The organism is Streptomyces nymphaeiformis (assembly GCF_014203895.1).
Taxonomy (GTDB): Bacteria; Actinomycetota; Actinomycetes; order Streptomycetales; family Streptomycetaceae; genus Streptomyces; species Streptomyces nymphaeiformis.
Window position 1 is genome coordinate 103,314 of sequence record NZ_JACHJY010000009.1, and the last position, 22,390, is coordinate 125,703.

Annotated in this window: 41 protein-coding genes; 37 read left to right on the top strand and 4 right to left on the bottom strand. The window is 69.6% G+C overall.

Annotated elements, in window-relative coordinates; translation table 11 throughout:
- The first annotated feature begins 57 nt into the window (after positions 1-57).
- From GGE06_RS29020 to GGE06_RS29190, 35 genes are all read left to right on the top strand, one after another.
- A complete protein-coding gene (locus tag GGE06_RS29020; RefSeq protein ID WP_109185510.1) occupies positions 58-312 on the top strand; it encodes a helix-turn-helix domain-containing protein in 255 nt (84 codons plus the stop codon).
- Positions 309-635, top strand: a complete 327-nt coding sequence (locus GGE06_RS29025) for a helix-turn-helix domain-containing protein (RefSeq protein WP_184932185.1) — start codon at positions 309-311, stop codon at positions 633-635. The genes GGE06_RS29020 and GGE06_RS29025 overlap by 4 nt, the downstream gene beginning before the upstream one ends.
- Before the next feature lie 99 nt (positions 636-734).
- Positions 735-992, top strand: a complete 258-nt coding sequence (locus GGE06_RS29030) for a hypothetical protein (RefSeq protein WP_376773599.1) — start codon at positions 735-737, stop codon at positions 990-992.
- Positions 989-1,240, top strand: a complete 252-nt coding sequence (locus GGE06_RS29035; RefSeq protein ID WP_184932186.1) for a hypothetical protein — start codon at positions 989-991, stop codon at positions 1,238-1,240. Before GGE06_RS29030 ends, GGE06_RS29035 begins: the two co-directional genes overlap by 4 nt.
- Positions 1,240-1,452, top strand: a complete 213-nt coding sequence (locus GGE06_RS29040) for a hypothetical protein (RefSeq protein ID WP_184932187.1) — start codon at positions 1,240-1,242, stop codon at positions 1,450-1,452. The genes GGE06_RS29035 and GGE06_RS29040 overlap by 1 nt, the downstream gene beginning before the upstream one ends.
- Positions 1,449-2,039, top strand: coding sequence for a hypothetical protein (locus tag GGE06_RS29045; protein WP_184932188.1), 591 nt, complete (start codon positions 1,449-1,451; stop codon positions 2,037-2,039). Before GGE06_RS29040 ends, GGE06_RS29045 begins: the two co-directional genes overlap by 4 nt.
- A complete protein-coding gene (locus GGE06_RS29050) occupies positions 2,036-2,413 on the top strand; it encodes a hypothetical protein (RefSeq protein ID WP_184932189.1) in 378 nt (125 codons plus the stop codon). The genes GGE06_RS29045 and GGE06_RS29050 overlap by 4 nt, the downstream gene beginning before the upstream one ends.
- The gene (locus GGE06_RS29055) at positions 2,410-2,616 is read left to right on the top strand and encodes a hypothetical protein (protein WP_184932190.1); all 207 of its coding nucleotides are present in this window, start codon (positions 2,410-2,412) and stop codon (positions 2,614-2,616) included. The genes GGE06_RS29050 and GGE06_RS29055 overlap by 4 nt, the downstream gene beginning before the upstream one ends.
- 88 nt (positions 2,617-2,704) lie before the next feature.
- Positions 2,705-2,983 (top strand): hypothetical protein, encoded by a 279-nt coding sequence (locus GGE06_RS29060; protein WP_184932191.1) that lies wholly within the window; start codon positions 2,705-2,707, stop codon positions 2,981-2,983.
- On the top strand, positions 2,980-3,162 hold the full coding sequence (locus tag GGE06_RS29065) for a hypothetical protein (protein ID WP_184932192.1): 183 nt from the start codon (positions 2,980-2,982) through the stop codon (positions 3,160-3,162). Before GGE06_RS29060 ends, GGE06_RS29065 begins: the two co-directional genes overlap by 4 nt.
- 113 nt (positions 3,163-3,275) lie before the next feature.
- Positions 3,276-4,451 (top strand): hypothetical protein, encoded by a 1,176-nt coding sequence (locus GGE06_RS29070; RefSeq protein ID WP_184932193.1) that lies wholly within the window; start codon positions 3,276-3,278, stop codon positions 4,449-4,451.
- Positions 4,452-4,563: 112 nt separating this feature from the next.
- A complete protein-coding gene (locus GGE06_RS29075) occupies positions 4,564-4,809 on the top strand; it encodes a hypothetical protein (protein ID WP_184932194.1) in 246 nt (81 codons plus the stop codon).
- Entirely contained in the window at positions 4,806-5,690 is an 885-nt protein-coding gene (locus GGE06_RS29080) for a YqaJ viral recombinase family nuclease (protein ID WP_184932195.1), read from the top strand. The genes GGE06_RS29075 and GGE06_RS29080 overlap by 4 nt, the downstream gene beginning before the upstream one ends.
- Positions 5,687-6,490: a recombinase RecT gene (locus GGE06_RS29085; protein ID WP_184932196.1), complete on the top strand. Its 804-nt coding sequence runs from the start codon at positions 5,687-5,689 to the stop codon at positions 6,488-6,490. The genes GGE06_RS29080 and GGE06_RS29085 overlap by 4 nt, the downstream gene beginning before the upstream one ends.
- A gap of 117 nt (positions 6,491-6,607) precedes the next feature.
- Positions 6,608-6,949 (top strand): hypothetical protein, encoded by a 342-nt coding sequence (locus GGE06_RS29090; protein ID WP_184932197.1) that lies wholly within the window; start codon positions 6,608-6,610, stop codon positions 6,947-6,949.
- Complete coding sequence (locus tag GGE06_RS29095; RefSeq protein WP_184932198.1) at positions 6,946-7,110, top strand: hypothetical protein; 165 nt, start codon at positions 6,946-6,948, stop codon at positions 7,108-7,110. The genes GGE06_RS29090 and GGE06_RS29095 overlap by 4 nt, the downstream gene beginning before the upstream one ends.
- On the top strand, positions 7,107-7,889 hold the full coding sequence (locus GGE06_RS29100) for a hypothetical protein (protein ID WP_184932199.1): 783 nt from the start codon (positions 7,107-7,109) through the stop codon (positions 7,887-7,889). The genes GGE06_RS29095 and GGE06_RS29100 overlap by 4 nt, the downstream gene beginning before the upstream one ends.
- The gene (locus GGE06_RS29105; protein ID WP_184932200.1) at positions 7,889-9,586 is read left to right on the top strand and encodes a DNA cytosine methyltransferase; all 1,698 of its coding nucleotides are present in this window, start codon (positions 7,889-7,891) and stop codon (positions 9,584-9,586) included. The genes GGE06_RS29100 and GGE06_RS29105 overlap by 1 nt, the downstream gene beginning before the upstream one ends.
- 34 nt (positions 9,587-9,620) lie before the next feature.
- Positions 9,621-10,676, top strand: a complete 1,056-nt coding sequence (locus tag GGE06_RS29110; RefSeq protein ID WP_184932201.1) for a hypothetical protein — start codon at positions 9,621-9,623, stop codon at positions 10,674-10,676.
- On the top strand, positions 10,660-11,277 hold the full coding sequence (locus tag GGE06_RS29115; RefSeq protein WP_184932202.1) for a DnaA ATPase domain-containing protein: 618 nt from the start codon (positions 10,660-10,662) through the stop codon (positions 11,275-11,277). The genes GGE06_RS29110 and GGE06_RS29115 overlap by 17 nt, the downstream gene beginning before the upstream one ends.
- Positions 11,274-12,647, top strand: coding sequence for a replicative DNA helicase (locus GGE06_RS43525; RefSeq protein ID WP_184932203.1), 1,374 nt, complete (start codon positions 11,274-11,276; stop codon positions 12,645-12,647). Before GGE06_RS29115 ends, GGE06_RS43525 begins: the two co-directional genes overlap by 4 nt.
- Entirely contained in the window at positions 12,647-12,877 is a 231-nt protein-coding gene (locus GGE06_RS29125) for a hypothetical protein (protein ID WP_184932204.1), read from the top strand. The genes GGE06_RS43525 and GGE06_RS29125 overlap by 1 nt, the downstream gene beginning before the upstream one ends.
- A gap of 35 nt (positions 12,878-12,912) precedes the next feature.
- Entirely contained in the window at positions 12,913-13,107 is a 195-nt protein-coding gene (locus tag GGE06_RS29130; protein WP_184932205.1) for a hypothetical protein, read from the top strand.
- A 28-nt stretch (positions 13,108-13,135) separates the two neighbouring features.
- Positions 13,136-13,387 (top strand): hypothetical protein, encoded by a 252-nt coding sequence (locus GGE06_RS29135; RefSeq protein ID WP_184932206.1) that lies wholly within the window; start codon positions 13,136-13,138, stop codon positions 13,385-13,387.
- A gap of 77 nt (positions 13,388-13,464) precedes the next feature.
- Positions 13,465-13,728: a hypothetical protein gene (locus GGE06_RS29140; RefSeq protein WP_184932207.1), complete on the top strand. Its 264-nt coding sequence runs from the start codon at positions 13,465-13,467 to the stop codon at positions 13,726-13,728.
- A gap of 61 nt (positions 13,729-13,789) precedes the next feature.
- The gene (locus tag GGE06_RS29145) at positions 13,790-14,398 is read left to right on the top strand and encodes a hypothetical protein (protein WP_184932208.1); all 609 of its coding nucleotides are present in this window, start codon (positions 13,790-13,792) and stop codon (positions 14,396-14,398) included.
- Positions 14,395-14,670 carry a hypothetical protein gene (locus GGE06_RS29150; protein ID WP_184932209.1) on the top strand — a complete coding sequence of 92 codons (276 nt, stop codon included), beginning with the start codon at positions 14,395-14,397 and terminating at the stop codon, positions 14,668-14,670. Before GGE06_RS29145 ends, GGE06_RS29150 begins: the two co-directional genes overlap by 4 nt.
- Complete coding sequence (locus GGE06_RS29155) at positions 14,667-15,113, top strand: hypothetical protein (RefSeq protein WP_184932394.1); 447 nt, start codon at positions 14,667-14,669, stop codon at positions 15,111-15,113. Before GGE06_RS29150 ends, GGE06_RS29155 begins: the two co-directional genes overlap by 4 nt.
- A gap of 56 nt (positions 15,114-15,169) precedes the next feature.
- Positions 15,170-15,826 carry a hypothetical protein gene (locus GGE06_RS29160; RefSeq protein ID WP_184932210.1) on the top strand — a complete coding sequence of 219 codons (657 nt, stop codon included), beginning with the start codon at positions 15,170-15,172 and terminating at the stop codon, positions 15,824-15,826.
- 112 nt (positions 15,827-15,938) lie between these two features.
- Positions 15,939-16,250: a hypothetical protein gene (locus GGE06_RS29165; RefSeq protein WP_184932211.1), complete on the top strand. Its 312-nt coding sequence runs from the start codon at positions 15,939-15,941 to the stop codon at positions 16,248-16,250.
- Positions 16,251-16,438: 188 nt separating this feature from the next.
- Positions 16,439-16,606, top strand: coding sequence for a hypothetical protein (locus GGE06_RS29170; RefSeq protein ID WP_184932212.1), 168 nt, complete (start codon positions 16,439-16,441; stop codon positions 16,604-16,606).
- Positions 16,606-16,959: a hypothetical protein gene (locus GGE06_RS29175; protein WP_184932213.1), complete on the top strand. Its 354-nt coding sequence runs from the start codon at positions 16,606-16,608 to the stop codon at positions 16,957-16,959. The genes GGE06_RS29170 and GGE06_RS29175 overlap by 1 nt, the downstream gene beginning before the upstream one ends.
- 115 nt (positions 16,960-17,074) lie before the next feature.
- A complete protein-coding gene (locus tag GGE06_RS29180) occupies positions 17,075-17,824 on the top strand; it encodes a DNA-methyltransferase (protein ID WP_184932214.1) in 750 nt (249 codons plus the stop codon).
- Positions 17,825-17,859: 35 nt separating this feature from the next.
- A complete protein-coding gene (locus GGE06_RS29185) occupies positions 17,860-18,480 on the top strand; it encodes a hypothetical protein (RefSeq protein WP_184932215.1) in 621 nt (206 codons plus the stop codon).
- Positions 18,477-18,710, top strand: coding sequence for a hypothetical protein (locus GGE06_RS29190; protein ID WP_184932216.1), 234 nt, complete (start codon positions 18,477-18,479; stop codon positions 18,708-18,710). The genes GGE06_RS29185 and GGE06_RS29190 overlap by 4 nt, the downstream gene beginning before the upstream one ends.
- Position 18,711: 1 nt before the next feature.
- On the opposite strand, the gene GGE06_RS29195 is transcribed toward GGE06_RS29190, so the two are convergent.
- The gene (locus tag GGE06_RS29195; RefSeq protein WP_184932217.1) at positions 18,712-18,897 is read right to left on the bottom strand and encodes a hypothetical protein; all 186 of its coding nucleotides are present in this window, start codon (positions 18,895-18,897) and stop codon (positions 18,712-18,714) included.
- Positions 18,898-19,081: 184 nt separating this feature from the next.
- On the opposite strand from GGE06_RS29195, the gene GGE06_RS29200 reads away from it, so the two are divergent.
- Entirely contained in the window at positions 19,082-19,366 is a 285-nt protein-coding gene (locus tag GGE06_RS29200) for a hypothetical protein (RefSeq protein WP_184932218.1), read from the top strand.
- A gap of 119 nt (positions 19,367-19,485) precedes the next feature.
- Positions 19,486-19,731 (top strand): hypothetical protein, encoded by a 246-nt coding sequence (locus GGE06_RS29205; RefSeq protein WP_184932219.1) that lies wholly within the window; start codon positions 19,486-19,488, stop codon positions 19,729-19,731.
- 277 nt (positions 19,732-20,008) lie between these two features.
- On the opposite strand, the gene GGE06_RS29210 is transcribed toward GGE06_RS29205, so the two are convergent.
- The 3 genes from GGE06_RS29210 to GGE06_RS29220 form a co-directional block, all read right to left on the bottom strand.
- Positions 20,009-20,164, bottom strand: coding sequence for a DUF8636 domain-containing protein (locus tag GGE06_RS29210; protein WP_184932220.1), 156 nt, complete (start codon positions 20,162-20,164; stop codon positions 20,009-20,011).
- A gap of 114 nt (positions 20,165-20,278) precedes the next feature.
- Complete coding sequence (locus GGE06_RS29215; protein ID WP_184932221.1) at positions 20,279-20,791, bottom strand: GIY-YIG nuclease family protein; 513 nt, start codon at positions 20,789-20,791, stop codon at positions 20,279-20,281.
- Positions 20,788-22,272, bottom strand: coding sequence for a peptide deformylase (locus GGE06_RS29220; protein ID WP_184932222.1), 1,485 nt, complete (start codon positions 22,270-22,272; stop codon positions 20,788-20,790). The genes GGE06_RS29215 and GGE06_RS29220 overlap by 4 nt, the downstream gene beginning before the upstream one ends.
- Positions 22,273-22,390: the final 118 nt, after the last annotated feature.

Sequence of the window (22,390 nt, forward strand, 5' to 3'; positions counted from 1 at the left end):
CAAAGTCCCGCTAACTCCCGCTAGACAACACCCGCTATCTCCAGCTAGCTTCTAGCCATGGAACAACCCCCTCCCACCTACGAGGTGAACGGGGCGGAAATCCGCAAGGCCCGCATGCACGCAGGTCTGGGAACGGACGAAGCGGCCGAGGCCGCCGGCATAAGCCGGCCGTACCTCAACCACCTCGAAACCGGCTACCGCACCCGCATGAGGCCGGGCACCTACGCCCGGCTCCGCCGAACCCTCGGCATAGAGGCGGACGACACCCGCCTGCTGCAGCGAGAACCCACGACGAAAGAAGAGGTGACATGACCACCCGCCGGACCACGCCGAAGACGCTGGAGCCTGTCTACACCGTCAAGGAAGCAGCCTGGCTCCTCAAGCTGGCGGACGAGACGAAGCCGGAAGGCGGAGTGCGGTTCCTCCGCGACGGCGTCAACCGCGAGCACGACCCGTTCCCGCACGCCCGGATCAACGGACAGCTGCGGTTCAGCGAGAGCCAGCTCGCCGAGATCTTCGAGCGCCACATCAACGCGCCGAACACCCGCACCGGCCGGCCCCGCATGAAGAGGCGTGCCGCCAAGCGGTCCTCCTCGCCGAGGCCGGTCGCCGCCTGTCAGGCCCTCGCCGCCTAGTCGGCTATGCGGGCCGCCGCCGGGCTCCTACACCGCGACGGCCGGCCCTTCGAGATCCACCCCTCCACCGCAATCACCTGCGAGAGAGAAGAGGACCCCGTGTCCCGAGTATCCCCCATGCACCACCAGTTGGTGCCCGTCCCGATCCCGGACGCCGTCGCCACGCTGATCGGCCGGCAGATCCCCGAGCACGTGCTGGCCGCCGAGGCCGAGGCGATCAACCTCGCCTACAACGTCACCCTGTGCCGGGCACCCCAGTACCGCGAGGCCCGCGAGTACGCGCTCGCCGACCTGGCCCGCGCGAACAAGACCCTCGCCCAGTACGACCCGCGGCTCATCGTGCGAGGTGCGGCATGAGCGCCCGCGACGAGCTGCTGAGGATGCTCCGTAGCGGAGGCGCCTCCCACTTCGAGGCTGCGAAGCAGGCCGCCGACTCATTCGGTGCCGAGGTCCTCGAGGCCACCGCCGACCGGGTCGAGCGCCGGGCCCGCCAGCTGGGCGCCGAGTGGCTCCGCGCTGACCAGGTTGTCGCCGTCATGCGACAGATCGCCGCCGACCGGGCCTTCGAAGACCCGACCGTCCCGCAGCAGAGGGGGGAGGCGTGATGACCATCAACCCGATCGAGCGCCTGGACGTGCCGACGGCGCTTCTTGAGGAGCAGATCGCAGTACTGCGTGCCTCACAGGCCCGCCACGCCGCCCTCGGTAACGAGCAGGAGGTCGTCGCCGACGGCGATGCGATCTACATGCTGCTCCATCCCGAACTCTGCTCCACCGACGCCGACTACCCCGGCTGGGCCCCTGGAGGCACGCGATGAAGTGCGCCCAGGAGCTGTTCCAGGACGGCGAGACCATCAGCATCTACGACTGCGTCCGCGATCTCGGCCACCCCGGCGCCCACGAGGATGCCCGCGGCCAGCGGTACGCCCGTCCGGAGCCGAGGGGTGAGGCTGAGGACATCCTCGACTTCATCGAGAGCCAGGTGCCGCAGCACCGACGGTGGGGGCTCGAAGAGCGCGACTACTACGTGAAGTTCGAGGTCACCTCCGTCTACATGGTCAAGGTCTCGGCCGAGAGCCAGGACGCCGCACTCGAGCAGTACGAGGACGGCTGCGACTTCCCCGACTTCAGCCGAGAGCAGGCCATCGACGGGTCGATCGACGTTCTCCGCCCCGACCACTACGACCGGAGCGCCCTGACCGGAGCGCCGATCGGCCCGAAGATCGCTTGCCCGGACTGCGGGGCACTCGCCATGCACCCTGCCTGGTACCACAGCCCGTACCGGCGTTGCCACGGGCCGATCGAGTGGACCGAGGTGAAAACGCCCAACCCGCGCTACCGCTACCGGCGGGCGTTCGCCAAGAACCCGACTCCGCCCTTCCCGGTCGAGGTGGTGACGTCGTGACCAGCTCCATGGAGTGGATCCGCCGCTACTACGACGTGCCTGCCCGCCACCGCATGCGCATCGAGTACGACGGCAAGCCCGCCACGATCGTCGGCACCCGCGGCCCGTACCTCGCCTTCCGGGTCGACGGCGAGAAGCGCATCCGCTGGGACCACCCCACCTACCGCATCGTCTACCCCGCCGTTCCGGAACCCGCCCGCCCCCGCGGCTGGTGCGAGCACTGCACGAAGGACCGGGCCATGACCAAGGACGGCGTGATGGGCGAGCACCGGTGGAGCGGACGCAACTGGTCCGAGCCGTGCCCCGGTAGCGGCAAGCCCCCGTGGAAGCCCGTCCGTAACCAGACCCACCCGGGCGAGCAGGTGGCCTCGTGACCCCGCAGACGGCGATCGTGTCCGCTCTCCTGTGCGACCTGGACGCGGCACCCGCCCCGGTCCGTGACACGGCGGGCGGGATGCTGCTCCGCTCCCTCGGCCTCACCGCCCCCGACCCGGACTACGCGGCGTCGATCCGCGACGGGCACACCGAATCCCTCGACGACTGGACCCGCCGGGTCCTCGGACGGGAGACGCCGTGACCCACGCCTGGATCCAGCTCGCTGCGGCTGGCGGCGCGTTCGCCGCCCTGGCCCTGCTCGGCCGCCACCTCTCGAAGGAGCCCGCCTCGTGAAGCTCATGGTTCAGATAGACGACACCGTCATCCCGCTTTCCCAGTGCTTCTGGATCCGCGCCGACCGCACCGGCTGCGTGTTCAGCAGCAGCCACGGCGACACCGCCATGACCGCGGCCGACGCCCACAAGGACTTCACCCCGCGGCAGCGCGACCGCGACCGGGAGCTGAAGAACGGCTGGACGATTCGGCTCGTCACCCGCGGGCAGTGGGACGAGCAGGCCAAGCCGTGCCTCATGGCCACCTGCGAGCACCGGAAGCAGGCCGCCGCGTGACCGGCTACCTGCGCTGCCCGGCGCCCCGCTGCGAGCACCACGTCACCTGCGTGTCCAAGGCTGCTGCGGCTGAGGACATGACCGACCACCTCATCAAGCGGCACGGCCTGCCCGAAGTCTCGGCCAGCTACCAGGCGCAGATGCTCCTCCCCATCACCGGCCCCCGCGCCGCCGCATGAACCCGCCGGGCCCAGCGGTGAACCGACCCGCCGGCCCGGCGCACAACCCCAGCAGGACGCCCCGTCGAGGCGAAGTCGACGGGGCGCACCCCAAGCATCCCAGAAGGAGCACCGTGAGCATCACCATCAACGCCCACCAGCTCGGCCTCCTCATCGACAAGACCATCGCCCACATCGGCGACGAGACCATCAAGCCACTGCACGGCATCCGCCTCGACGCCGATGGCCGCTACCTTTACACCGTCGCATCCGACCGGTACACGCTCGCCGCCGCCCGCTACCAGCTCAACCACGGCGACACCGCCCAGGAGCCGTGGGCCTGCACCATCCCCGGCACCAGCCTGACCGCCCTCCGCGAGTGGATCCGCGGCCACAAGGGCGCCGTCGACATCGCGATCGAACCCCGCAAGGACGCTGTCGCCTTCGACTCCACCCAGGCGTCGTTCAGCATCGCCGTCGACCGCGGCCTGGAGTTCCCGGACTGGCGCGGCATCCTCCGCACCCTCACCGAGCACGCGGCCGACGAGACGCCGTTCCCCGCCTTCGACAGCACCAAGCTCGCCAAGTTCGGCAGCGCCGAGGGCTACTTCCGTCTCCGCGTGACGACCGACGAGGCGGCGGCACTGCTGATCGCGGAAGACTTCATCGGAGCCGTGATGCCCGCCCGCTTCTCCGGCCTCGGCCCCATCAGCGTCGAGACGTTCGACAAGGCCCGCGACCTGTGGCAGTGGACACTCGCCGCCGGCGGCAAGGGCATCGACATGGAGACGTCCATGCCCGAGGCCGAACCGCCCGCCTATGAGGCACCCAAGACCGTCCGGGAGGCCGGCGGGGGGCTGCTGCAGGAGGTACTCAACTCGACCGACGACCTGCACGCCGCCGACTACCACGCCGACCGCGACCTGTGGGATGCGAACATCCGGATCGGGTGCGCGGCCTGGATCGCCTACCGCTACCTCGATGCCCTGAACCAGGCTGACCCGCGGCTCGCCCGGCAGACCGTTGCGGACGTCGCCGAGCAGCTCGACTCCGGAGAGATCGGCGAGTGGGCATGGGACGCGGCCGAGTCCGCCGGCTTCGACCCGCAGCAGTGGCAGAACGAGCACACGGAGGCCGTGACTGCCCTGCGGCAGAAGCGGGCGCCGGAGTGGGCCGAGCGTCTCGCGATGGGGCTGAACGTGGCCAAGAACGCTGGCATCGGCTTCCGCGTCGACGACAACCCGCACGTCGTCTACGACGAGCAGGCCGAGCAGTGGACCGCCGTGAAGCCCGAGACGGCGAAGGTCTGACCCACCCATAGACCGGCGCGTCGAGCCTCCCCCCGGCTCCGCGCCAGCCAGGGCCCGCCCCTCCCCCGTTCTCGGGGCGGGCCCTGGTTCCTCACACCCTCAGGAGCCCTTCATGGACCACGCCATCACCCCGGACGTCGCGAACCACGTCCTCTTCCACTTCGGGCGGGGCGGCTACCAGGCCGGCAGCTTCACGACGCACCTCCTGTGCGCCTTCGCCATCGCCGACGAGCAGCACTTCTTCCGCCTGTCCGAGGCCTTCCCCGAGTACGGGGCCGCAGTCGCCGCGATCCAGTACGACCCCAAGGGCGTCGCCAACCTCACGGCCATTGCGACCAGCGGCGAGGTGGCCGCGTGATCACCACCCAGCCGCCAACCGGGGTCCTCCTCGGGCAGTACGCCCCTGGAACCCCCGAGTGGGAGCAGGCTCGCGCCGGGCTGTGCATCACCGCCACCGAGATCGCCGCGGTCGTCGGCCTCTCCCCGTGGCAGTCCCGCTTCAGCCTCTGGCACAAGAAGGCCGGCCTGCCCACCCCGCCGTTCCAGCCGAACCCGGCCGTCGAATGGGGCAACCGCCTCGAGGACGCCGTTGCCAAGAAGTTCGCCGACGAGCACGGCATGGACCTCCACGAGACCGGCACGTGGCGGCACTGCGACCGCGACTGGCAGCGCGCCACCCCCGACCGCATCGGTGACAACTGCCTCGTCGAGGTCAAGACCAGCCCGTTCGGCGAAGGCTGGGGTCCGGCCGGCAGCGACGAGATCCCCGTCTACTACCGCTGCCAGGTCCAGTGGCAGATGGACGTCACCGGCTACCGCACCACTCACGTCGCGCTACTCGTCTCCGGCCACGACTACCGCGAGTACACCGTCGAGTACGACATCGACGACGCCAGGATCCTCCGCGAAGCGGCTTGGCGGTTCCTCGACGACGTCCGACAGGGCAACCGGCCCCCCATCGACGGCGCCGACGCCACCTACCAGACCATCCGCGTCCAGCCCACCGGCCGCGACGACATCGACGTCGAGATCCCCCTCGACCTCGCCGCCCGCTACGAGGTCATCGGCGATCAGCGGCGCACCGTCGACACCGAGTTCATCCAGGTCCGCGGCGAAGTCCTCGACCTGATCGGCAACGGCTACCGGGCCGTCTGCGGGGAGCGCCGCATCGCCTACCGCACGGTCAATCCGGACGGCACCACCCTCGCACTCCAGCCGTACAGGAGCACCCACGCATGAGCCAGATCGGCAACGCGATCGAGAAGCGCGACAACGGGCCGGCCGCCCAGATCGAGGCGTACCGAAGCGAGTACGCCGCCCTCGTCCCCTCCCACATCAACGCCGACCAGTGGATCCGTCTGGCCGTCGGCGCGATCCGCGGCAACGAAGACCTGATGAAGGCGGCCCAGAACGACATTGGCGTCTTCCTCCGGGAACTCAAGACCGCGGCCCGTCTCGGACTGGAGCCCGGAACCGAGCAGTTCTACCTCACCGCCCGCAAGAGCAAGGCCCACGGCCACGCCGAGATCATCAAGGGCATCGTCGGCTACCAGGGGATCGTCGAACTCATCTACCGGGCGGGCGCCGCATCGTCCGTCATCGTCGAAGTAGTCCGCGCCAACGACACCTTCCACTACGTGCCCGGCCGCGATGAGCGTCCGGTCCACGAGATCGACTGGTTCGGCACCGACCGCGGCCCCCTCGTCGGCGTGTACGCCTACGCCGTCATGAAGGACGGCGCCACCTCCAAGGTCGTCGTCCTGAACCGGACGCGGGTCATGGAACTCAAGGCCAAGTCGGACTCCAGGAACTCGCAGTACAGCCCGTGGAACACGAACGAGGAATCCATGTGGCTCAAGTCCGCGGTGCGCCAGCTCGCCAAGTGGGTGCCGACCAGCGCCGAGTACATGCGCGAGCAGCTCCGCGCCCAGGCCGAGGTCGCCAACGAGGCGGCCAGCCCGCAGATGCCGACCGTGTCCGTCCTCGACGACTACGACCCGGCCGACGACGAGCCCATCGACGGCGAACTCGTCGAGTAGGCCGTGCGCCGCAAGAACTCCTAATCCGCAGGCCAGCAGGGAGAGGACGCCGTGAGCAAGATCGTGAAACCTTCCGTGAAACCAAACGTGTCGCACCGCGGGCTTACAGGTAGAGGCATGACGACGCCTATTCAGCCCGCGCTCGACGGCACCGTCCCCGAGCAGTCCGCCCGCCGCCAGCGTGCCGAGGACTACGAGACGTGGCTCGCTCAGGTCTGGCCCAAGTACATAGACGCCGCTGCGACCGGCAGAACGTTCACCTGCTTCGAGATCGCCGACGAGCACAAGCTGCCCGAGCCGCCGGACTCCGCCCATCACTGGGGCCGACTCATGACGCTCCTGAAGGACGAGGGCTACATCCGGACCGCCGGCTGGGCGTGCAGCGACCGGCCCACCGTGAACCACTCCGGCGTCCGCACCTGGAAGGGCACCGCCGCAGCCCGACGAGCCGCGGCATGAGCTTCCGCGACCGCCAGTACCGCACCTGCATGCGGGAGCTCGCCGCCATCCGCATCCTCGACGACCTCCGCCGATGGCGCGACGCCCACAACCGACGCGTCTGCCAGGCCATCTGGCAACTCCCCGCACGCACACCCGACCGGAAGGAGACAGGACAGTGACCAGCAAGACCCCGCCCCGGCACGGAGAACGCCGCTGCTACCTCCGCGGCTGCCGACGAAACGAGTGCGTCGAGGCCAACAAGCGGTACTGCAAGCAGTCCGACCTCCGCCGCCACCGCGAAGGCCCCAGCCGCATCGATGCCACTGACGTAGCCAGCCACCTCCGCCACCTCATCGAGGAAGGGGGCTGGACGCAGATCGACATCGCCTCCTGCACCGGCATCAAGGTCGGCACCATCGGCGGCCTCGCTGCTGGCAGGTACAAGACCTGCTCGCCCGAGAACGCCAAGACCATTCTCGCCTTCGATCCGGAGTTCGACGCAGCGAGGCCCGGCTACTGGACGAGCAACGTCGGTTCCATGCGCAGGCTGCAGGCTCTGGCGGTTCTCGGCCACCCTCTCTACGTCGTCGCCGAGGAAGCCCAGATCAGCTACGCCACCGCCCGGCACATGTGTTCCCAGATCAGGCGGGTCACCAGCAAGGACTTCGCGGCCCGGATCGCCGCCGTCTACGAACGGCGGCGCCACCAGGTGGGCCAGTCGCCGGTGACCCGGGGAATGGCACGGGCCGCCGGCTGGTGGGGGCCCGACGCGTGGCGCGACATTGACGACCCGCAGTGCACCCCCGAAGAGCACCGCGACGAGCTCGGCGCCTACCGCCGACGCGAGATCGCCCACCTTGCTTCGTTCAACGTGCCCGAGCACGAGATCGCGGACCGCCTCGGCATGGCCCGCGCCTACGTCCACGACCTCATCCGCGACATGGGAAAGGCCGCCTGATGCCTCGCCACGACAACGACGCACTCTCCGTCATGGACTGGTTCTGCGGAGCCGGCGGCTCCAGCCAGGGCGTCCACGCCGTCCCCGGCGTCCGCGTCGAGCGGGCAGCCAACCACTGGCGGCTTGCCATCGAGTCGCACGCCGCGAACTTCCCGACCACCAGCCACTACCAGGGCGACATCCGCAAGGCGCCCGTCTGGGACTGGCCCGTCTGCGACATCTTCTGGGCCTCCCCGGAATGCACCAACTGGTCCGTCGCCAAGGGCAAGAAGCGAGACTTCGTCGGCGCCATGCAGGGAAGCCTCCTCGACCTGCTCGCCGCCACCGACGAGGACGACGAGCCTTCCGCCGAGGAAGAGTCCCGAGCCCTCATGGAAGAGGTGCCGCTGTACCTCCGTGGCGTACAGGAGCGCGGGGGCCTGGTGAAGGCCGGCATCGTCGAGAACGTCACCGACGTCCGAGCTTGGGACCAGTGGGACCGGTGGATCGGCGAGATCCACAAGCTCGGCTACCGCACCCGGATCATCGCCCTCAACAGCATGCACGCCGACCCGCGGTCCGTGCACCGGGCGCCGCAGTCCCGCGACCGGCTGTACGTCGGCTACTGGCACGAGTCCCTCGGCCGCACCCCCGACTGGGCCAAGTGGCTGCGGCCCCGTGCCTGGTGCTCGGGCTGCGACCGGCACGTGCAGGCCATGCAGGTGTTCAAGGACCCGAAGCGCGACATGGGCCGCTACCGGCAGCAGTACGTCTACCGCTGCCCAAACACGTCCTGCCGCAACCAGATCGTCGAGCCCGACGCTCTCCCGGCTGCGGCCGCGATCGACTGGTCCATCCCCGGCCAGCGGATCGGCGACCGAGCCAAGCCCCTCGCCGACAAGACGATCGCCCGCATCGAGGCCGGCCTGAAGAAGTTCGCCCGCCCGGTGCCGATGATGGTCCCTGCCGGGGGGACGTGGCGTGACGCGGCCGTCTCCGTGGCGGAGCCGATGCCAGCGCGCACCACACGGGAGAACGACGCCCTGATGGTGCCGCCGCTGATGGTCCCCGTCGAAGGCCGGGACGGGAAGAACGCGGCCTCCGCGCATACGCCGCTGCGCGCCATGACGACGCGGAACGAGACCGGGCTCGCCTGGCTCCCGTTCATCGCCGAGCTCCGCGGCGGCGGCTCTGTCGCCCGATCGGTGTCCGAATCCCTGGCCACCGTGACCGCCTCCGGCAACCACCACGGGCTAGTCGCCCCGGCAGCCATGGTGATGCGGAACAACGGCAGCAAGGGCGACGGCGGAGAGCACTGCACCACCCCGACCGAACCGTTCCGGACCATGACCACGGCTGGCCACCAGTCGCTCCTCACGTGGGAGCACATGCTCGTCCCCTACTACGGCAACGGGGCCCCGCGCACGGTCAACGAACCGATCGGCGCACTCACGACCCGGGACCGGTATGCCCTCGTCAGGGGCGACGTCCAGGTCGACGACGTCCTCTTCAGGATGCTCGAACCCCACGAGATCGGCCGCGCCATGAGCTTCGGCGACGACTACATCGTCCTCGGCAACAAGCGCGACAAGGTCCGCCAGTACGGCAACGCCGTCACCCCGAACGCCGCCGAGATCCTCGTCTGCGCCCTCGTCGAAGCCATCACCGGCGAGCAGATCGACAGGCACGCCGAGCCCGCCTTCGCGGCCGCCGCCTAGACCACCACCCCCTTCACCAGGAAGCAGACCTCCCATGGCACGTGGCCACGGCCGGATCCTCACCAGCATCTGGGAGGACGCCGACTTCCTCGCACTTGGCGAGCGGGAACAGCGCCTCTACCTGTTCCTCATCTCACAGCCCAACCTGAACCACGCCGGCCTCCTCGACCTGACCCTGCGCCGCTGGTCCCGCAAGGCCCGCGGCCTGACCTCTGCCGAGCTGGAGAAGCTCCTCCAGACCCTCGAAGGAGCCCGGTTCATCGTCATGGACGAGGACACCGAGGAGCTCCTCATCCGCTCCTTCGTCCGCAACGACGGCGTCTGGCGGATGCCGAAGGTCATGGGCGCCATGGTGTCCGGCGCACTGGAGATCTCTTCCAAGCACCTGCAGCGGGCCCTGCTCGATGAGATGGACCGCATCCCGCTCGACGAGCTCAGCAGCGAGCCGACGAAGTACCGCGGCGAAGACGGGCCCTCCATCCGGGCCCAGATCGCCACCCACATCCAGGCCCTCCGGAAGGCTTTCGGAGACCTCACACCCGACCCTTCCGGAAGGGGTTCCGTAACCCCCTCCGCAACCCCTTCGGCAACCCCCTCCGATACCCCTCAAGAGGGGGATGCCGAGGGGGGTCCGAAAGCCTCTACGCGCGGGCGCGCGGGCGCGTCACGCGCGCATTCCCCTGCCCCTGCCCCTACCCCTACCCCAGCCCCAGAAGAGGAGGGGGGTGGGTTGGCCAACGATTCGATCCCTTCCGTCGCCTTGGCTGAGGCCCCACGGCCTGACGGCCTCGCCCCCATCGACGACGACGGATTCGCCCTCACCGACTCGATGCGCCGCTGGGCCCTCGACACTTTCGGGCCCGCCCTCGACATCGACTACGAGACCGCTCAATTCGTTGACCACCACCGTGCCGAAGGCCGGCGCCGTAGCAACTGGCCCGCCGAATGGCAGAAGTGGATCCGCCGCTCGGCCAAGTGGGCCAGCGAACGCCAGACCCGGACCCACCTCCGCGCAGTCGGCGCTCCAACCGCTCCCCGAGACATGAACCACATGACCGAAGAGGAGAAGCAGCGTGCCCTCAATTTCTGACGACGACGACCGCGACTCGGTCCGCACCGAGCGCCGCGAAGCCGCCGTCTCCGCCTTCCTCCAGGCGACCCCGGTCATCTACCGCCGGGACGTCGCCATCCATCCGCGGGCTGCCGAATGGGCCACCCAGGCCGACACCGCCCCCGTCTGCCTGTTCCTCACCGGCGCCATCGGCATCGGCAAGACGCACACCGCCTGGCAGGCCACCCGCCAATGGCTCGGCACTCACATCACCCGCACCGGCCGCAAGCCCCGCATCGAGACCTGGCGGTCCACCGCCCTCTTCGACGCGCTCCGTCCCGACAACCACGACTGGGACGTGCGCACCCTCACCCGCCAACTCCAGGAGGCCGACCTGCTGTACATCGACGACCTTGCCGCCGCCCGCGTCTCCCCGACCGGCTGGACCCAGGAACGCCTCTACGAGATCTTCGACGAGCGGTACATCAACCGTCGGCCCTGCCTCATCACCTGCGACGTGCTTCCCGGCGCCACCGCCAACATCGTCGGCGACCGCGTCCAGTCCCGGCTGCGCGAGATGTTCCGCGGCGGCGTGCTCCTCCTCGAAGGCGCCGACCGTCGGGCCGGTGACGCCGCATGAGCGACGACATGTGGGAAGCCCCTCTCGACGACCAGCTGCCCGCCGGCGACTACATCGCCGACGTCGAAGCCGAACGCATCCTCGCGGCCGCCGTCATGGCCCGCACCGACCTCGTCGACGACCTGGCGGTCCAGGGCTTCGACCCCGCGGACATCACCACCGACCGCTACCGCTGGATCTGGTTCGCCGTCGAGGAGATCCGCGCCAGCCTGCAGCCCGGCAGCATCCGTTGGGAGGCCGTCGAACGGCAGCTCCAGGCGTTCCGGGCCGACGGCCGCATGCCCACCGTGCCGGCGACGAAGGACGAGCTGGCCCAGCTGTACATCGAGGCCACACCCGCCTCCGCCTCCTGGGCCGCCGACCGCGTCACCAAGAAGGCCATCGCCGCCCGGCTCGTCGCCCACGGCCATGCTGCGATCAACCTGGCCCGCTCCGCTGCCTTCGACCCCGACACCGACATCGCCGCCGCCCAGCTCGAACTCGACGGCGTCATCCGCCAAGGCACCGACGAAGAGACCATCCAGGTCGGCGACGTCCTCGAAGGCGTACTCACCCGGGCCGTCACCCCGCCCACCGCAGACGACCGGATCTCCACCGGGTTCATGGACCTCGACAGTCTCTTCACCGGGGGCTGGGCCGCCGGGCAGATGGTCGTCATCGGCGCCCGGCCCGCCATGGGCAAGACCACCCTCGGGCTCGGCCTGGCCCGCGCTGCCGCCGTGCGCAACGGCATCCCGACCCTCTTTGAGTCGCTGGAGATGGGCCGCGATGAGATCGGCAACTCGATCGTCTCGGCCGAGGCCCGGGTCGCCCTGCACCACATCAAGCTGGGCATCGTCGGCGACGACACTGCCGCGGTCCAGCGGTTGGCGAAGCGGGGGCCGGCAATCCAGGCGGCACCGCTGTTCATCAACGACAACGCATTCCTGACCATGCCGATCCTGCGGGCCCGCGTCCGGCACCTCGTCCGCACGGCAGGGCTGCGGCTCGTCATCGTCGACTACCTGCAGCTCATGCAGGCGCCGAAGGCCGAGAACCGGCAGGTGGCCGTCTCCGAACTGTCCCGGCAGCTGAAGCTCCTCGCCAAGGAGTTCGGCATCACCGTCGTGGTCCTGGCCCAGCTGAACCGTGGCCCCGAACAGCGCACCGACAAGAAGCCGATGGTGTCCGACCTGCGTGAGTCCGGTTCGATCGAGCAGGACGCCGACATCGTGATCCTGCTCCACCGCGAGGACGCCTACGAGAAGGACTCGCCCCGATCCGGGGAGGCCGACTTCATCGTCGGCAAGCACCGCGGCGGCCCGACGGCGACGATCACGGCCGCGTTCCAGGGCCACTACGCCCGCTTCGTGGACATGGCGGCAACCTGATGATCTTCGAGCCCAGCGACGAGGACATCGTTGAAGCCCAGAGGCAGGGCGACATCAAAGCCCTCCTCCTCGCCGCCGCCGGCATCACGCCCAAGGCGCCCCGGCAGCGGACCGCTGAGCCCGAGGCCCCCTGCTACCACATCGCCCGCCCCGGCGCCTGGCCCTGCGGCACCGCCGCCACCGGCCCCACCCCGCAGCCCTGCGACGAATGCCGCGCCACCCCCGCCTGACCCGTCCCGCCACCACACACCCAGAAGGACACGCCATGACCGAACAGCCCGCCCGCACCCTCACCGTCGAGGAGCACGACCGCGCGTGGCACGCCATCGAAGGCGCCACCGGTCAGCCCGACGCCGACCCGGGCACCGTTCTTGCCGCCGTGCTGCACGCCCTGGGCATCGAGGCGCCGACCGCCGAGGACGAGCAGGCCTACCTGCTCCGCAAGCGCGCCACCGCCTGACCGCCCGAACCTGCCGAAGGAGACCCCCGTGCGCCGTACCAGCGACACCAGCACGCAGACCATCTGCGACTGCGACACCTGCATGGCCTACACGCTCACGGTCCACATCCAGCGCACCACCTCCGCCGTGCAGGCTGCCGGCCACCACGAGAAGGCCGCCGCGGACGGTTGGTCGGACTGGGAGGGCCGGGACTACTGCCCCGGTTGCCCGCCCGGCCTGCCGGTCGAGGAGCACGACCACGACGGCCTGTGGGCCGCCGACGACGAAACCGCCGCCTGACACGCCGCAGGCCGCCCTGCATGTCGCAACCAAGCAGGGCAGCCCGACCCGACACTACCCACGACAGGAGCCAGACCATGGCCAAGCAGCAGACCACCGGCACCTACGCCACCGGCGTGTGCACCTACGGCGTCACTCAGGCGCGCGGCTCGGGCTGCATCAAGCCCGCCGGCCACGACAGCGCGCACCTCGTTACCGAGGGCGACGTCGACGACGAGTACTGCGGAGCCGAGTACGACGCCTTCGCGTGCGAGCTGGAGCCCGGCCACCTCGGCGCTCACCTCGACGGGACCTTCGGCTGGGCCTATGAGCCCGAGGCCGCCCCCACCTCCGCCGTCTGACCCCAGCCGCTGCCGGGTCGTCCCCGTGGCGGCCCGGCCCCAACACCAGGAGCAGCACCCCATGGACCGCATCTACATGAACCGCATCGAGGGCCAGCGCCGCATCCACGTCGAGATCCACGAGAACGAGGTGTCCGACCTCCTCGACGACCTCAAGGCCGACCCCGAGCACTTCGCCTCCACCCGCCTGTTCCTCGGGATTCTGCGGGTGGCCGAGGAGATCTTCCTGCCTGCCGTGAGCGAGACCCGCCGCAACCGGGATGCCGCCCGTCAGGCCAGCGGACAACAGCCGGACATGGACGCCGCGCCCTGGATCGCCGACGGACGCCACGGCCCCACCCCCGAGGAAGCCACCGCCGCCTTTGAGGGCACCCTCGACAGCCACGCCATCCCCAAAGCCTCCCCAAAGTTCGCTGCCGGGTTGTCCGACACCCAGCCGGCCAACGACGAAGCCCAGCCGCCACGCGTGCAGTGGCGCGTCTCCCTGTACGACCCGGTTGCCCAGGAGTGGGCGCCCGGCGCCGCCTTCCACGACCGCGACCGCGCCGTGGAACGCCTTCGGCAGGTACAGATCAGCTCGCCGCGCTGGGCCGACGACAACACCCCCGTCAAGCGCCGCCTCGTGCGGGAGACGACCACGTGGACCGTCGAGGAGGACGAGTCTCAATGACCGAAGCAAGTCGTGAGACCACCACCAGCTTCCGCTTCCGCATCCACATCCGCTACCACGACAGACCCGGATGGACCGTCTGGGGCCGCTTCTCCAGCAACGCCCAACGCACCTACCGCGACGCCTCCTGGCTGCTCACGCAACCAGACATCGCCGAGGTCGACATCCAGTGCACCACCACCGTCGAGGAACACCTGACGCTCGACGAGCTGCGCGCGTGCGTCGCCAGCATCCCGACACGCTCCGCCCCCGCACAGGGAGACCCCGCATGACCCACGACCACCCGTCCGTGCCCCGCCGCTTCTACCTCCAGCGCAACACCGACGTCACCGGAGCATCCGGGACCGGCCGCGTAGCCGACGGCGTCCTGTGGCCCGACGGCACCGCGACCGTCCACTGGATCGGCGAGGACAACTCCGACGCCTTCTGGCCGACCGGGATCGCCGGGATCACCCGCCGGTCCTGCCATGACGGCAACACCGTGATCGTCTGGCTCGACTTCGAATCCACCGAGATCGAGAACGACCTCCCGTGCCTGCACTGCATCGATGGCCACGGCAGCCCCGACCGCTGCACCTGGGGCGTCCGCGTCGGCCCCGACCGCGACGGAGGCGGCCGGCCCGTCCATCTCCTCGTGCAGCCGACGAACGGGGCTCACGTGTCCACCGAGGACGCCGCCTGGCTCCAGGGCGTCATCGACCGCGACCGCATCTGACCTGCCGCTGCCGGGTCGTCCCCGTGGCGGCCCGGCCCCAACACCAGGAGCAGCACATGACCGACCAGCCCACCGCCTGCAGCAGCACCCGGCACTGCGCACGACACGGCTTCTGCCACCGGTGCGCGCCTGACCTGGCCGACGCCTCGCAGTACCTCGTCAAGGCCATGAGCGCCGCCAGAATCGACGACGAGCGCGTCGGTGCCCTCTACGCCCAGCTCGCCGCCACGGTCCGGGACGCCGCCCGTCAGGCCAGCGGACAACAGCCGGACACCTGCCACCCCATCGACGTCGACGGCGCTACTGTCCTCGTCCGAGGCAGCGGCGACTGGACCGACGAGGACCGGGCCCACGCGGCCGAACTCGCACGGGCCGCCCGACGCCGCTTCGAGTCCGAGCCGCGATGCCCCTCCTGCAAGCACCTGTGGACGAACCACCAGCAGGGCGCCTGCGTCATCCGCTCGCGGAGCCAGGGCGTTGCCGCCGTCTGCGGCTGCACCGAGACCGAGTCCGCCCCCGCCGCCGGGTTGTCCGACACCCAGCCGGCCGTCGACCGCGTCATCGTCCGCTGCACCTCCTGCGAGCACCAGGACCAGTACCACGACGCCGACGGCCGCTGCTGGTTCACCGTCGAGCACGGCGTACCCGAGCGTGACCTCGTCTGCCCCTGCAAGCGCCGCCGCCTGACCGTCGAGGAGGACGAGACCCGATGACCCAGCCCGCGCCCGGCAGCGAGCCGGCCACGCCCCGCCACCCCTACACCCACGCCGACGACCAGCCCGACCAGCGGCCCGTCGACACCCTCGACCCCGGAGAGGAGTACCTGTGACTCAGCCGACGACGGACCCCCTCCGCAACCTCGCCGACCGTGCCGAACGCGGCCCCCTCACCGGCGCCGAAGCCGCCCGGCTCCGCGACGGCATCGACCGGCTCCAGACCCGCGCCGTGAAGGCCGAACGCGCCGTTCTCCTGCTGGCCGACTCCCACCGTCACGCCGAGCGGGCCGAGGCCGCCCTCGAAGCCTTCCGGGACCGCGTGCAGGCCATCACCGACGAGGCCCGCGGCGGCATCCGAGAGCAGCTCGGCTACGCCCTCGCCGCCCTCGACGCCCACACCAACCCCAAGGACCAGACGTGACCATCCGCCGCCTGCGCATCCTCGTCAGCCACCTCCGCCGAGGACTCCACGCCGAATGCCCCACCCAATGCAGCGAAGGCCACACCTACCAGCGCCCCTGCGTCCTCGCCCGCTGACCGGCAGACCCCCGCACAACCCCCAGACACGGGCGCCCCACCACCGGGGCGCCCCGCACCACAGGAGCCACCGTGACCACGATTCAGGAGCCGCTCTGGCACGACGGCTGGGAACAGGAAGCCGACGCCAAAGTCAGCAGCACCTACTGGGCGGGCGAAGTCCCCGCCGACTACAGCCGATCCTGCAGCCGGCGCGACATACCCATCCGCACCGTCGTCGACGTCATCAGGAGCTTGTGATGACCAGCCGCGTCACAACCGAGCAGCTGCTCAACCTTGCCGACCGAGCCGAACGCGGGCCACTCACCGCCACCGAAGCCAGCCGACTCCGAACGGGCATCGCCGAACTGTCCGCCAGCAAGGCCGCCCTGGCCGACAGCAAGGCCTCGCTCGAGGGCCGCCTCGCCGCCTACGCCGACCAACCCAAGGGCCGAGCAATCGACGGCCTCAAAGCAGTTCAGCGACTGGTCGCCGGCAGTGAACGGCGAGGCGTCACCCACCTGCCCGTGTGGGCCATCGCCGCAGCGAGCGGGGCGCCAATACCCAAGCCACCTCCAGGCCCTGACGTAGAACACGCCCGAGAAGGGGCCTGAGCGCCCGCCTAAGCGCCTCACAGGCCTCCCGCGCACTCTGAGACGCCGGACGCCTAGAGCGCCAGCGAGGCGCCTGGTCCTTGCGATCCACCAACGACGCCCGAAAGGAACCGAAATGCCCGAGCCGTACTACGCCGATGAACACGTCACCCTCTACCTCGGCGACAGCCGCGCCATCCTTCCCGGCCTCAACCTGCAAGCCGACTGCGTAATCACTGATCCGCCCTACGGAGAAACAGCGCTGGCATGGGACCAGTGGCCGACCGACTGGCCAGCCCCCGTAGCCGCAGCCAGCAACTCCATGTGGTGCTTCGGATCCATGCGCATGTTCCTCGAACACGGCGCCGAGCTCGCCGCGGCAGGCTGGAAGCTCTCCCAGGACGTCATCTGGGAAAAGGCCAACGGCTCCGGCTTCGCAACCGACCGGTTCCGTCGAGTCCACGAGATCGCCACCCACTGGTACCGCGGCAACTGGGCCGACATCCACCACGACACCCCACGCACCGCCTACAGCGGACCCGACAAGTCGGCGCGCGCTCGCGGCTCCCGCACCCCCCACACCGGAACCATCGGCGCCCACACCTACGCCGACAACGGCACCCGGCTCGCCCGCTCCGTCATCAAGGCGGGCGCAGTCCGCCACCAGAAGCGCCACCCCACAGAGAAGCCCATCGAGGTCCTCATCCCGCTCATCGAATACGCCTGCCCGCCCGGCGGACTCGTCCTCGACCCATTCGCCGGCTCCGGCAGCACCCTCGACGCCGCCCGCCTCACCGGACGGCGCGGGATCGGAATCGAAGCTAACGAGCAGTACGCCGAGGCGGCCGCCAACCGGTTGTCCGCCCTCGTCCTCGACATCGCCTGACCCGACCCACCGCACCGCCCGAACGGAGAGCCGCCGTGAACGACCTCGACACCTGCACCTGCTGCCGCCGCGAACTCCGCGACCACGAACTCGGCAGGTACGCGTGCACCCTGTGCGAAGACCGCATCGCCATCCATCTCGGCGCCATCCCCGGCCTGTTCGAGCGGCTCGACGACCACCTCGAGCGCGGCGCAACAGGCGGCGGCCCGGCCGTCTCCGGCAGCAAAGCCGCCCCCGCCCCCTGCCGCATCGACGTACTCAACCTCCGCACTGCCGCCGGCCCCGTCCTCGCCCCGCTGGAGACCTGGGTCCGGGACTGGGCCGAGGACGGCTACGCAGAGATCGGCGAGCGCGGCACCTCGACAGCACGCGTCACCCACGCCTGCCGCACTCTCCGCTTCAACCTCTCCCAGGCCGTCGCCAAGCACTCCGCCATCGAGGAGTTCGCCGACGAGGTCGCCTCCATCTGGCGCACCCTCAGTCGCATCGTCGGCGGCGAGACCCCGCCACGCCGCATTGCCGTCACCTGCCCCTGTCAGCAGACACTGCGCATCACCCTCGACACCCGCGGCGAGACCTGCCCCCGATGCGGCGCCGAGTACGGGCACAGCGAGATCCTGCGGCTGCCGCTCGCGGAGAGGCGGGCCGCAGCGTGAGCAGCAACGAGACCCCCGGCGAGCATGTCGGTAACCTCATCCCGATGGTCACAGCCGACGACGGGCGCGCCTACATCTCCGCAGACAACGTCGTCGCCCTCCTCCGGGCCATCGCCGAAACCCACCGCGACCTAGCCGACCACCCAGACTGCGACCTCCGCGACGGCGCGGCGTCCATCGACAGAGAAGCCGACGCCATCTCCTGCCGGGCGATCGCGTGGATCCGGTGACCTAGTCGGCAGGCAGCCGCCGGGCCAGCTCCGATGCGAGCTGGCCGGCTGCCGCACCCCGCGGGGAGAGGTCCAGCTGCTCGAGGAGGAACAGGTGCCGGACCGCCTCGCGGGCCTCGGCCAACGTCAGCAGCGGCAGACGCGGGGCGGACGGGTAGTCGGCGGTTACAGGCTCGAAGGACTCCACACCCAGACAACGCGCGCCACCGCCTGCAGGCACGCCCAACCACTGGCCGCCACCACTAACCGGTAACTGCTAACCCGGATAGCTAACCCGCACCGTTAGGGCGGATCGTCGCCCCGGACCGTTAGAGGGCTAACGTTCTGCGCTACGGTGGAAACACGATTGGTGATTCCAGCGGAGGGCCAGGATGAGCAGCGAACCGTGGACGATCGAACGGATCTGCGATGCTCTCGGAAACCCCGCACTCACCCAGACCTTCCTAGGCCAGATCAACCGCGCCCCCGCCCACGAACTCCTCACCGTCTTCGCCAAGTGGGAACGCATCGCCAAGGACACCGTCGCCGCCGTCGAACGAGGCCGCAAACTCGCCGTCCACGACGCCCGCGGCGAAGAACTTCCAGGTCCATGGGTCGATGCCACAGACAGAATCCAGGCAACCGCCGAACGAAACAGGGCCAGCGGCGCCGCCTAACCCCGATCCGTTCTTCCTACAGTCAGCAACCCGCTACGCTGTGTCGCGAAGGATCACTGTCCCGCCGTCCAGTGGTTTCGCCGCACCCCCGTGGTGCCCGGAAATCAAGGACCACCGTCTTGCAGTACCGCCTCAAGTACGACCCGGCAGCCGAAGCCGTACACGAAGCGATGCCAGCCGTCCCCAGCGAGGCGCTGACACTCGCCCTCGCGGCAGCATGCAGCGACCCCATCGCCGCCACCCAGCCCTACGGCGAAGACGACGGCGTCATTCGGATGCTCATCACCGACGCGGCATTCGCGGTACTCCTCATCGGCGAGACCCTCAGAACCGTGACCGTCCTACAGATCAACTACATCGGCTGAACACCGCCAGCACCACGGCGCGCCCTCCACCCGATCGGGTGGAGGGCGCGTTCATTCACCCTCAGGCCGTATCCCTTCACTTAAGGTGAAGTCAGGAGCCGAGGCAGTCATCCCGGGATCACTGCCCGTGCCACCCCGATGCTGCGCGGAGGGTCATCAATATCCGCAGCCCGACACGTTCCCCGTCACACGATCCCCGTGACGGGGAACGTGCTTACGGAACCACCGAGCACACGCCTTCATCCCCGAGAGGCGGGCGCTCGCTTGTGACCGCCGGCTACTCGCCAGGCTTCACCTCAATCACCTGCACGTCGGTCACGCCGGCCTCCTGCCCCAGACGCGCCGCCCGGTCATCCGCCGACGGCCGGTCATAGGCGACGGTCGAGCGCTTCGGCTCGCCGGCCTGGACCCAGGTGACCTTGAAATTCTGCACAGCACACTCCTCTGCCAGCGGGAATGCCGACAGGGTGGCATGAGGGACTGACAACGGCGGGGTGGCGTGGCGACGCCCGCCACCCCGGGGAGGAGTGGCGGGCGAGGGAGGGGGTTAGGCGGACGCCTTGAACGACTTACCGTCGGCGATCTTCCGAACCCACTCCCTGCTGAAGCCGGTGTGCTTGGCGATTGCAGTCAGGGGGACTCCCGCATCGCGCGCCTCGCGGATGAGTCGCTCCAGGTCATGTCGAGCCTGAAGGAACTCCGCCGATGCTTGGCCTACTCGCTGAAGGAAGTCCAGCCGAAGTTCCGCCATGCTCGGCGTAGCCTCCATCGCTCTCTTCTCCTCGGCGTGCGCCTGGATCGCCTCGGCAACCGCGCTTAGCGGGTCGACCTCGAAGGTGAACCACTCGCCATGGGTACGCAGAAGAGCGAAGCGGCGGTGCAGGTAGGTCTCGACTTCATGGTCGCCGATATGCACTGCGAGGAGCTCAAGGGGGACAGGGCTCATCGTCTGGATCTGCGCCAACCGGCGCTTCGGATCAACGCTGCGACCGATCTTCACCGTCCGGGTCCCCGGACTCCCCATGACGTAGACGAACTCCGTCGGCTCCAGATTGGTCACGGCTGCGCCTGCCCGTACTGCCACGTCTTGCCTGTGCCCCGGTACTCGGAGACCGGGATCGGCTCGACGCCGGGCCGCATCTTGGACCGGTAGAGCTGGCCGTGCAGGTGGTCGACCTCGTGGGCGACGAGCCGGGCGTGCCCGCGTTCGAAGATGGTGATCCGCTGCTGGCCGTCGATGTCGGTGTGCTCGACGCTGATCGACATCGGGCGCGGGACCATACCGCGGACGTCGAAGAAGCTGAGGCAGCCTTCGTACTGCTCGTCGAAGCCGCCGGCCTCCTCGATGATCCGAGGGTTGAACAGGGTGATCGCTTCACCCTCCGGCGTGCGGATGATCGCGGCGGCACGGTTGATGCCGATCTGCGGGGCGGCGATGCCCATGCCCTTGCCGAAGTCGTGGACTCCGGCCGCCCGGTCGGCGGCGGAGTTCAGTTCGGCGACCACGCGGCGCGCGTCCTCCGCTTCGTCGGGCAGGGAGAACAGGCGGGCAGGGGTTGTCAGGATCGGGTCGCCCTCCTGGACGATGCCGATCTCCCGCATGCGGCCACTGGCCGTGTCAGCAGTGCTCAGGTGAGTCTCCTTGATCGCTTTGGCCCGGAACTTCCACTCCAAGCGGAAACGGGCGTGAAGAGGTGGTTCCTCCGTACTCCAGGAGAACACGCGCCGCCCGCCCTCTGTGGCCGAACGCACGGGATTGCGGAAGGGGTTGCCCGTCGCGGTCATCGTCGTCTCGGTGCCCCACACAGCGGGCTCCAGCTCGGCCGGGAAGTCGAGCGACACGCTCAGCCGCTTGGTCGGCAGGCGGACGGCTCGTTGGAACCACTGGCCCCACTTCTCCTGGCCGACCGTGTAGCTGTACTCCAGCCATGCTGACTCGCCGGGGTAGAGCGGGTAACGGCCGTCCTCGTTCTCGAAGAGGAGCCAGAGCTCCTTGAACGCGTCCCGGTCATGCTGGACGCGCCAGCCGATCGGCTCGCCGTCGACGCTCGCGCTGAGCTGGATCTCCTCCCAGGTCAGCGGGTTCTCGCGGTAGTGCGCGTTCGACCGCTCCGGGTCGCCCGGGTAGCGGTCCACCGAGATGCGGATCAGGTAGCTGGTGATCGGCTCCGTGCCGCCGTTCACCAGCAGTCGCCGCTGCGTCGCCCGGTACACGCGGCCGTCGTAGTACAGCGACGTGTCCTCATGCTCGACAACCAGGCTCGTCGGCGGCTCGGGAGCTGGAGCCGGGCGCGGGGCCTCGGTCCGCGGCTTCACGGCCAGCGCCACGAAGGCCCGCCGGATCGCACCGCCGGCCCGCAGGTGATGGTCCGCCTGTTCGGCGAACTCGCGCGACGGCCGTTGGTGACCGGACTCCACCTTCGAGATGTACGAGGGTGTGTACCCGACCAGTTGCGCGAGCGCCTTCTGGGACAGGCCGCGCACGTCGCGCCAGCGCTTTAACTCGGCGACGAACTCGTCCGCTAACGCCTGGTCCGCCATGGCGTCCCCCTGTGAGTGTGAGTGCGGTGTGAGTGAACGGCATTCAACCTGCCGTCACGGTGGCGCCTCGCGATGTCCTAGCGGCGAAGGCGGGAAGGCCCCGCCTCGCCAACCGCGA

Excerpts from the sequence above, each read along its gene's own strand:
- GGE06_RS29020 (WP_109185510.1), top strand. The coding sequence starts at position 58 with ATGGAACAACCCCCTCCCACCTACGAGGTGAACGGGGCGGAAATCCGC.
- GGE06_RS29025 (WP_184932185.1), top strand. The coding sequence starts at position 309 with ATGACCACCCGCCGGACCACGCCGAAGACGCTGGAGCCTGTCTACACC.
- GGE06_RS29035 (WP_184932186.1), top strand. The coding sequence starts at position 989 with ATGAGCGCCCGCGACGAGCTGCTGAGGATGCTCCGTAGCGGAGGCGCC.
- GGE06_RS29040 (WP_184932187.1), top strand. The coding sequence starts at position 1,240 with ATGACCATCAACCCGATCGAGCGCCTGGACGTGCCGACGGCGCTTCTT.
- GGE06_RS29045 (WP_184932188.1), top strand. The coding sequence starts at position 1,449 with ATGAAGTGCGCCCAGGAGCTGTTCCAGGACGGCGAGACCATCAGCATC.
- GGE06_RS29075 (WP_184932194.1), top strand. The coding sequence starts at position 4,564 with ATGGACCACGCCATCACCCCGGACGTCGCGAACCACGTCCTCTTCCAC.
- GGE06_RS29085 (WP_184932196.1), top strand. The coding sequence starts at position 5,687 with ATGAGCCAGATCGGCAACGCGATCGAGAAGCGCGACAACGGGCCGGCC.
- GGE06_RS29090 (WP_184932197.1), top strand. The coding sequence starts at position 6,608 with ATGACGACGCCTATTCAGCCCGCGCTCGACGGCACCGTCCCCGAGCAG.
- GGE06_RS29095 (WP_184932198.1), top strand. The coding sequence starts at position 6,946 with ATGAGCTTCCGCGACCGCCAGTACCGCACCTGCATGCGGGAGCTCGCC.
- GGE06_RS29105 (WP_184932200.1), top strand. The coding sequence starts at position 7,889 with ATGCCTCGCCACGACAACGACGCACTCTCCGTCATGGACTGGTTCTGC.
- GGE06_RS29110 (WP_184932201.1), top strand. The coding sequence starts at position 9,621 with ATGGCACGTGGCCACGGCCGGATCCTCACCAGCATCTGGGAGGACGCC.
- GGE06_RS43525 (WP_184932203.1), top strand. The coding sequence starts at position 11,274 with ATGAGCGACGACATGTGGGAAGCCCCTCTCGACGACCAGCTGCCCGCC.
- GGE06_RS29125 (WP_184932204.1), top strand. The coding sequence starts at position 12,647 with ATGATCTTCGAGCCCAGCGACGAGGACATCGTTGAAGCCCAGAGGCAG.
- GGE06_RS29130 (WP_184932205.1), top strand. The coding sequence starts at position 12,913 with ATGACCGAACAGCCCGCCCGCACCCTCACCGTCGAGGAGCACGACCGC.
- GGE06_RS29140 (WP_184932207.1), top strand. The coding sequence starts at position 13,465 with ATGGCCAAGCAGCAGACCACCGGCACCTACGCCACCGGCGTGTGCACC.
- GGE06_RS29145 (WP_184932208.1), top strand. The coding sequence starts at position 13,790 with ATGGACCGCATCTACATGAACCGCATCGAGGGCCAGCGCCGCATCCAC.
- GGE06_RS29150 (WP_184932209.1), top strand. The coding sequence starts at position 14,395 with ATGACCGAAGCAAGTCGTGAGACCACCACCAGCTTCCGCTTCCGCATC.
- GGE06_RS29155 (WP_184932394.1), top strand. The coding sequence starts at position 14,667 with ATGACCCACGACCACCCGTCCGTGCCCCGCCGCTTCTACCTCCAGCGC.
- GGE06_RS29160 (WP_184932210.1), top strand. The coding sequence starts at position 15,170 with ATGACCGACCAGCCCACCGCCTGCAGCAGCACCCGGCACTGCGCACGA.
- GGE06_RS29175 (WP_184932213.1), top strand. The coding sequence starts at position 16,606 with ATGACCAGCCGCGTCACAACCGAGCAGCTGCTCAACCTTGCCGACCGA.
- GGE06_RS29180 (WP_184932214.1), top strand. The coding sequence starts at position 17,075 with ATGCCCGAGCCGTACTACGCCGATGAACACGTCACCCTCTACCTCGGC.
- GGE06_RS29200 (WP_184932218.1), top strand. The coding sequence starts at position 19,082 with ATGAGCAGCGAACCGTGGACGATCGAACGGATCTGCGATGCTCTCGGA.
- GGE06_RS29220 (WP_184932222.1), bottom strand. The coding sequence starts at position 22,272 with ATGGCGGACCAGGCGTTAGCGGACGAGTTCGTCGCCGAGTTAAAGCGC.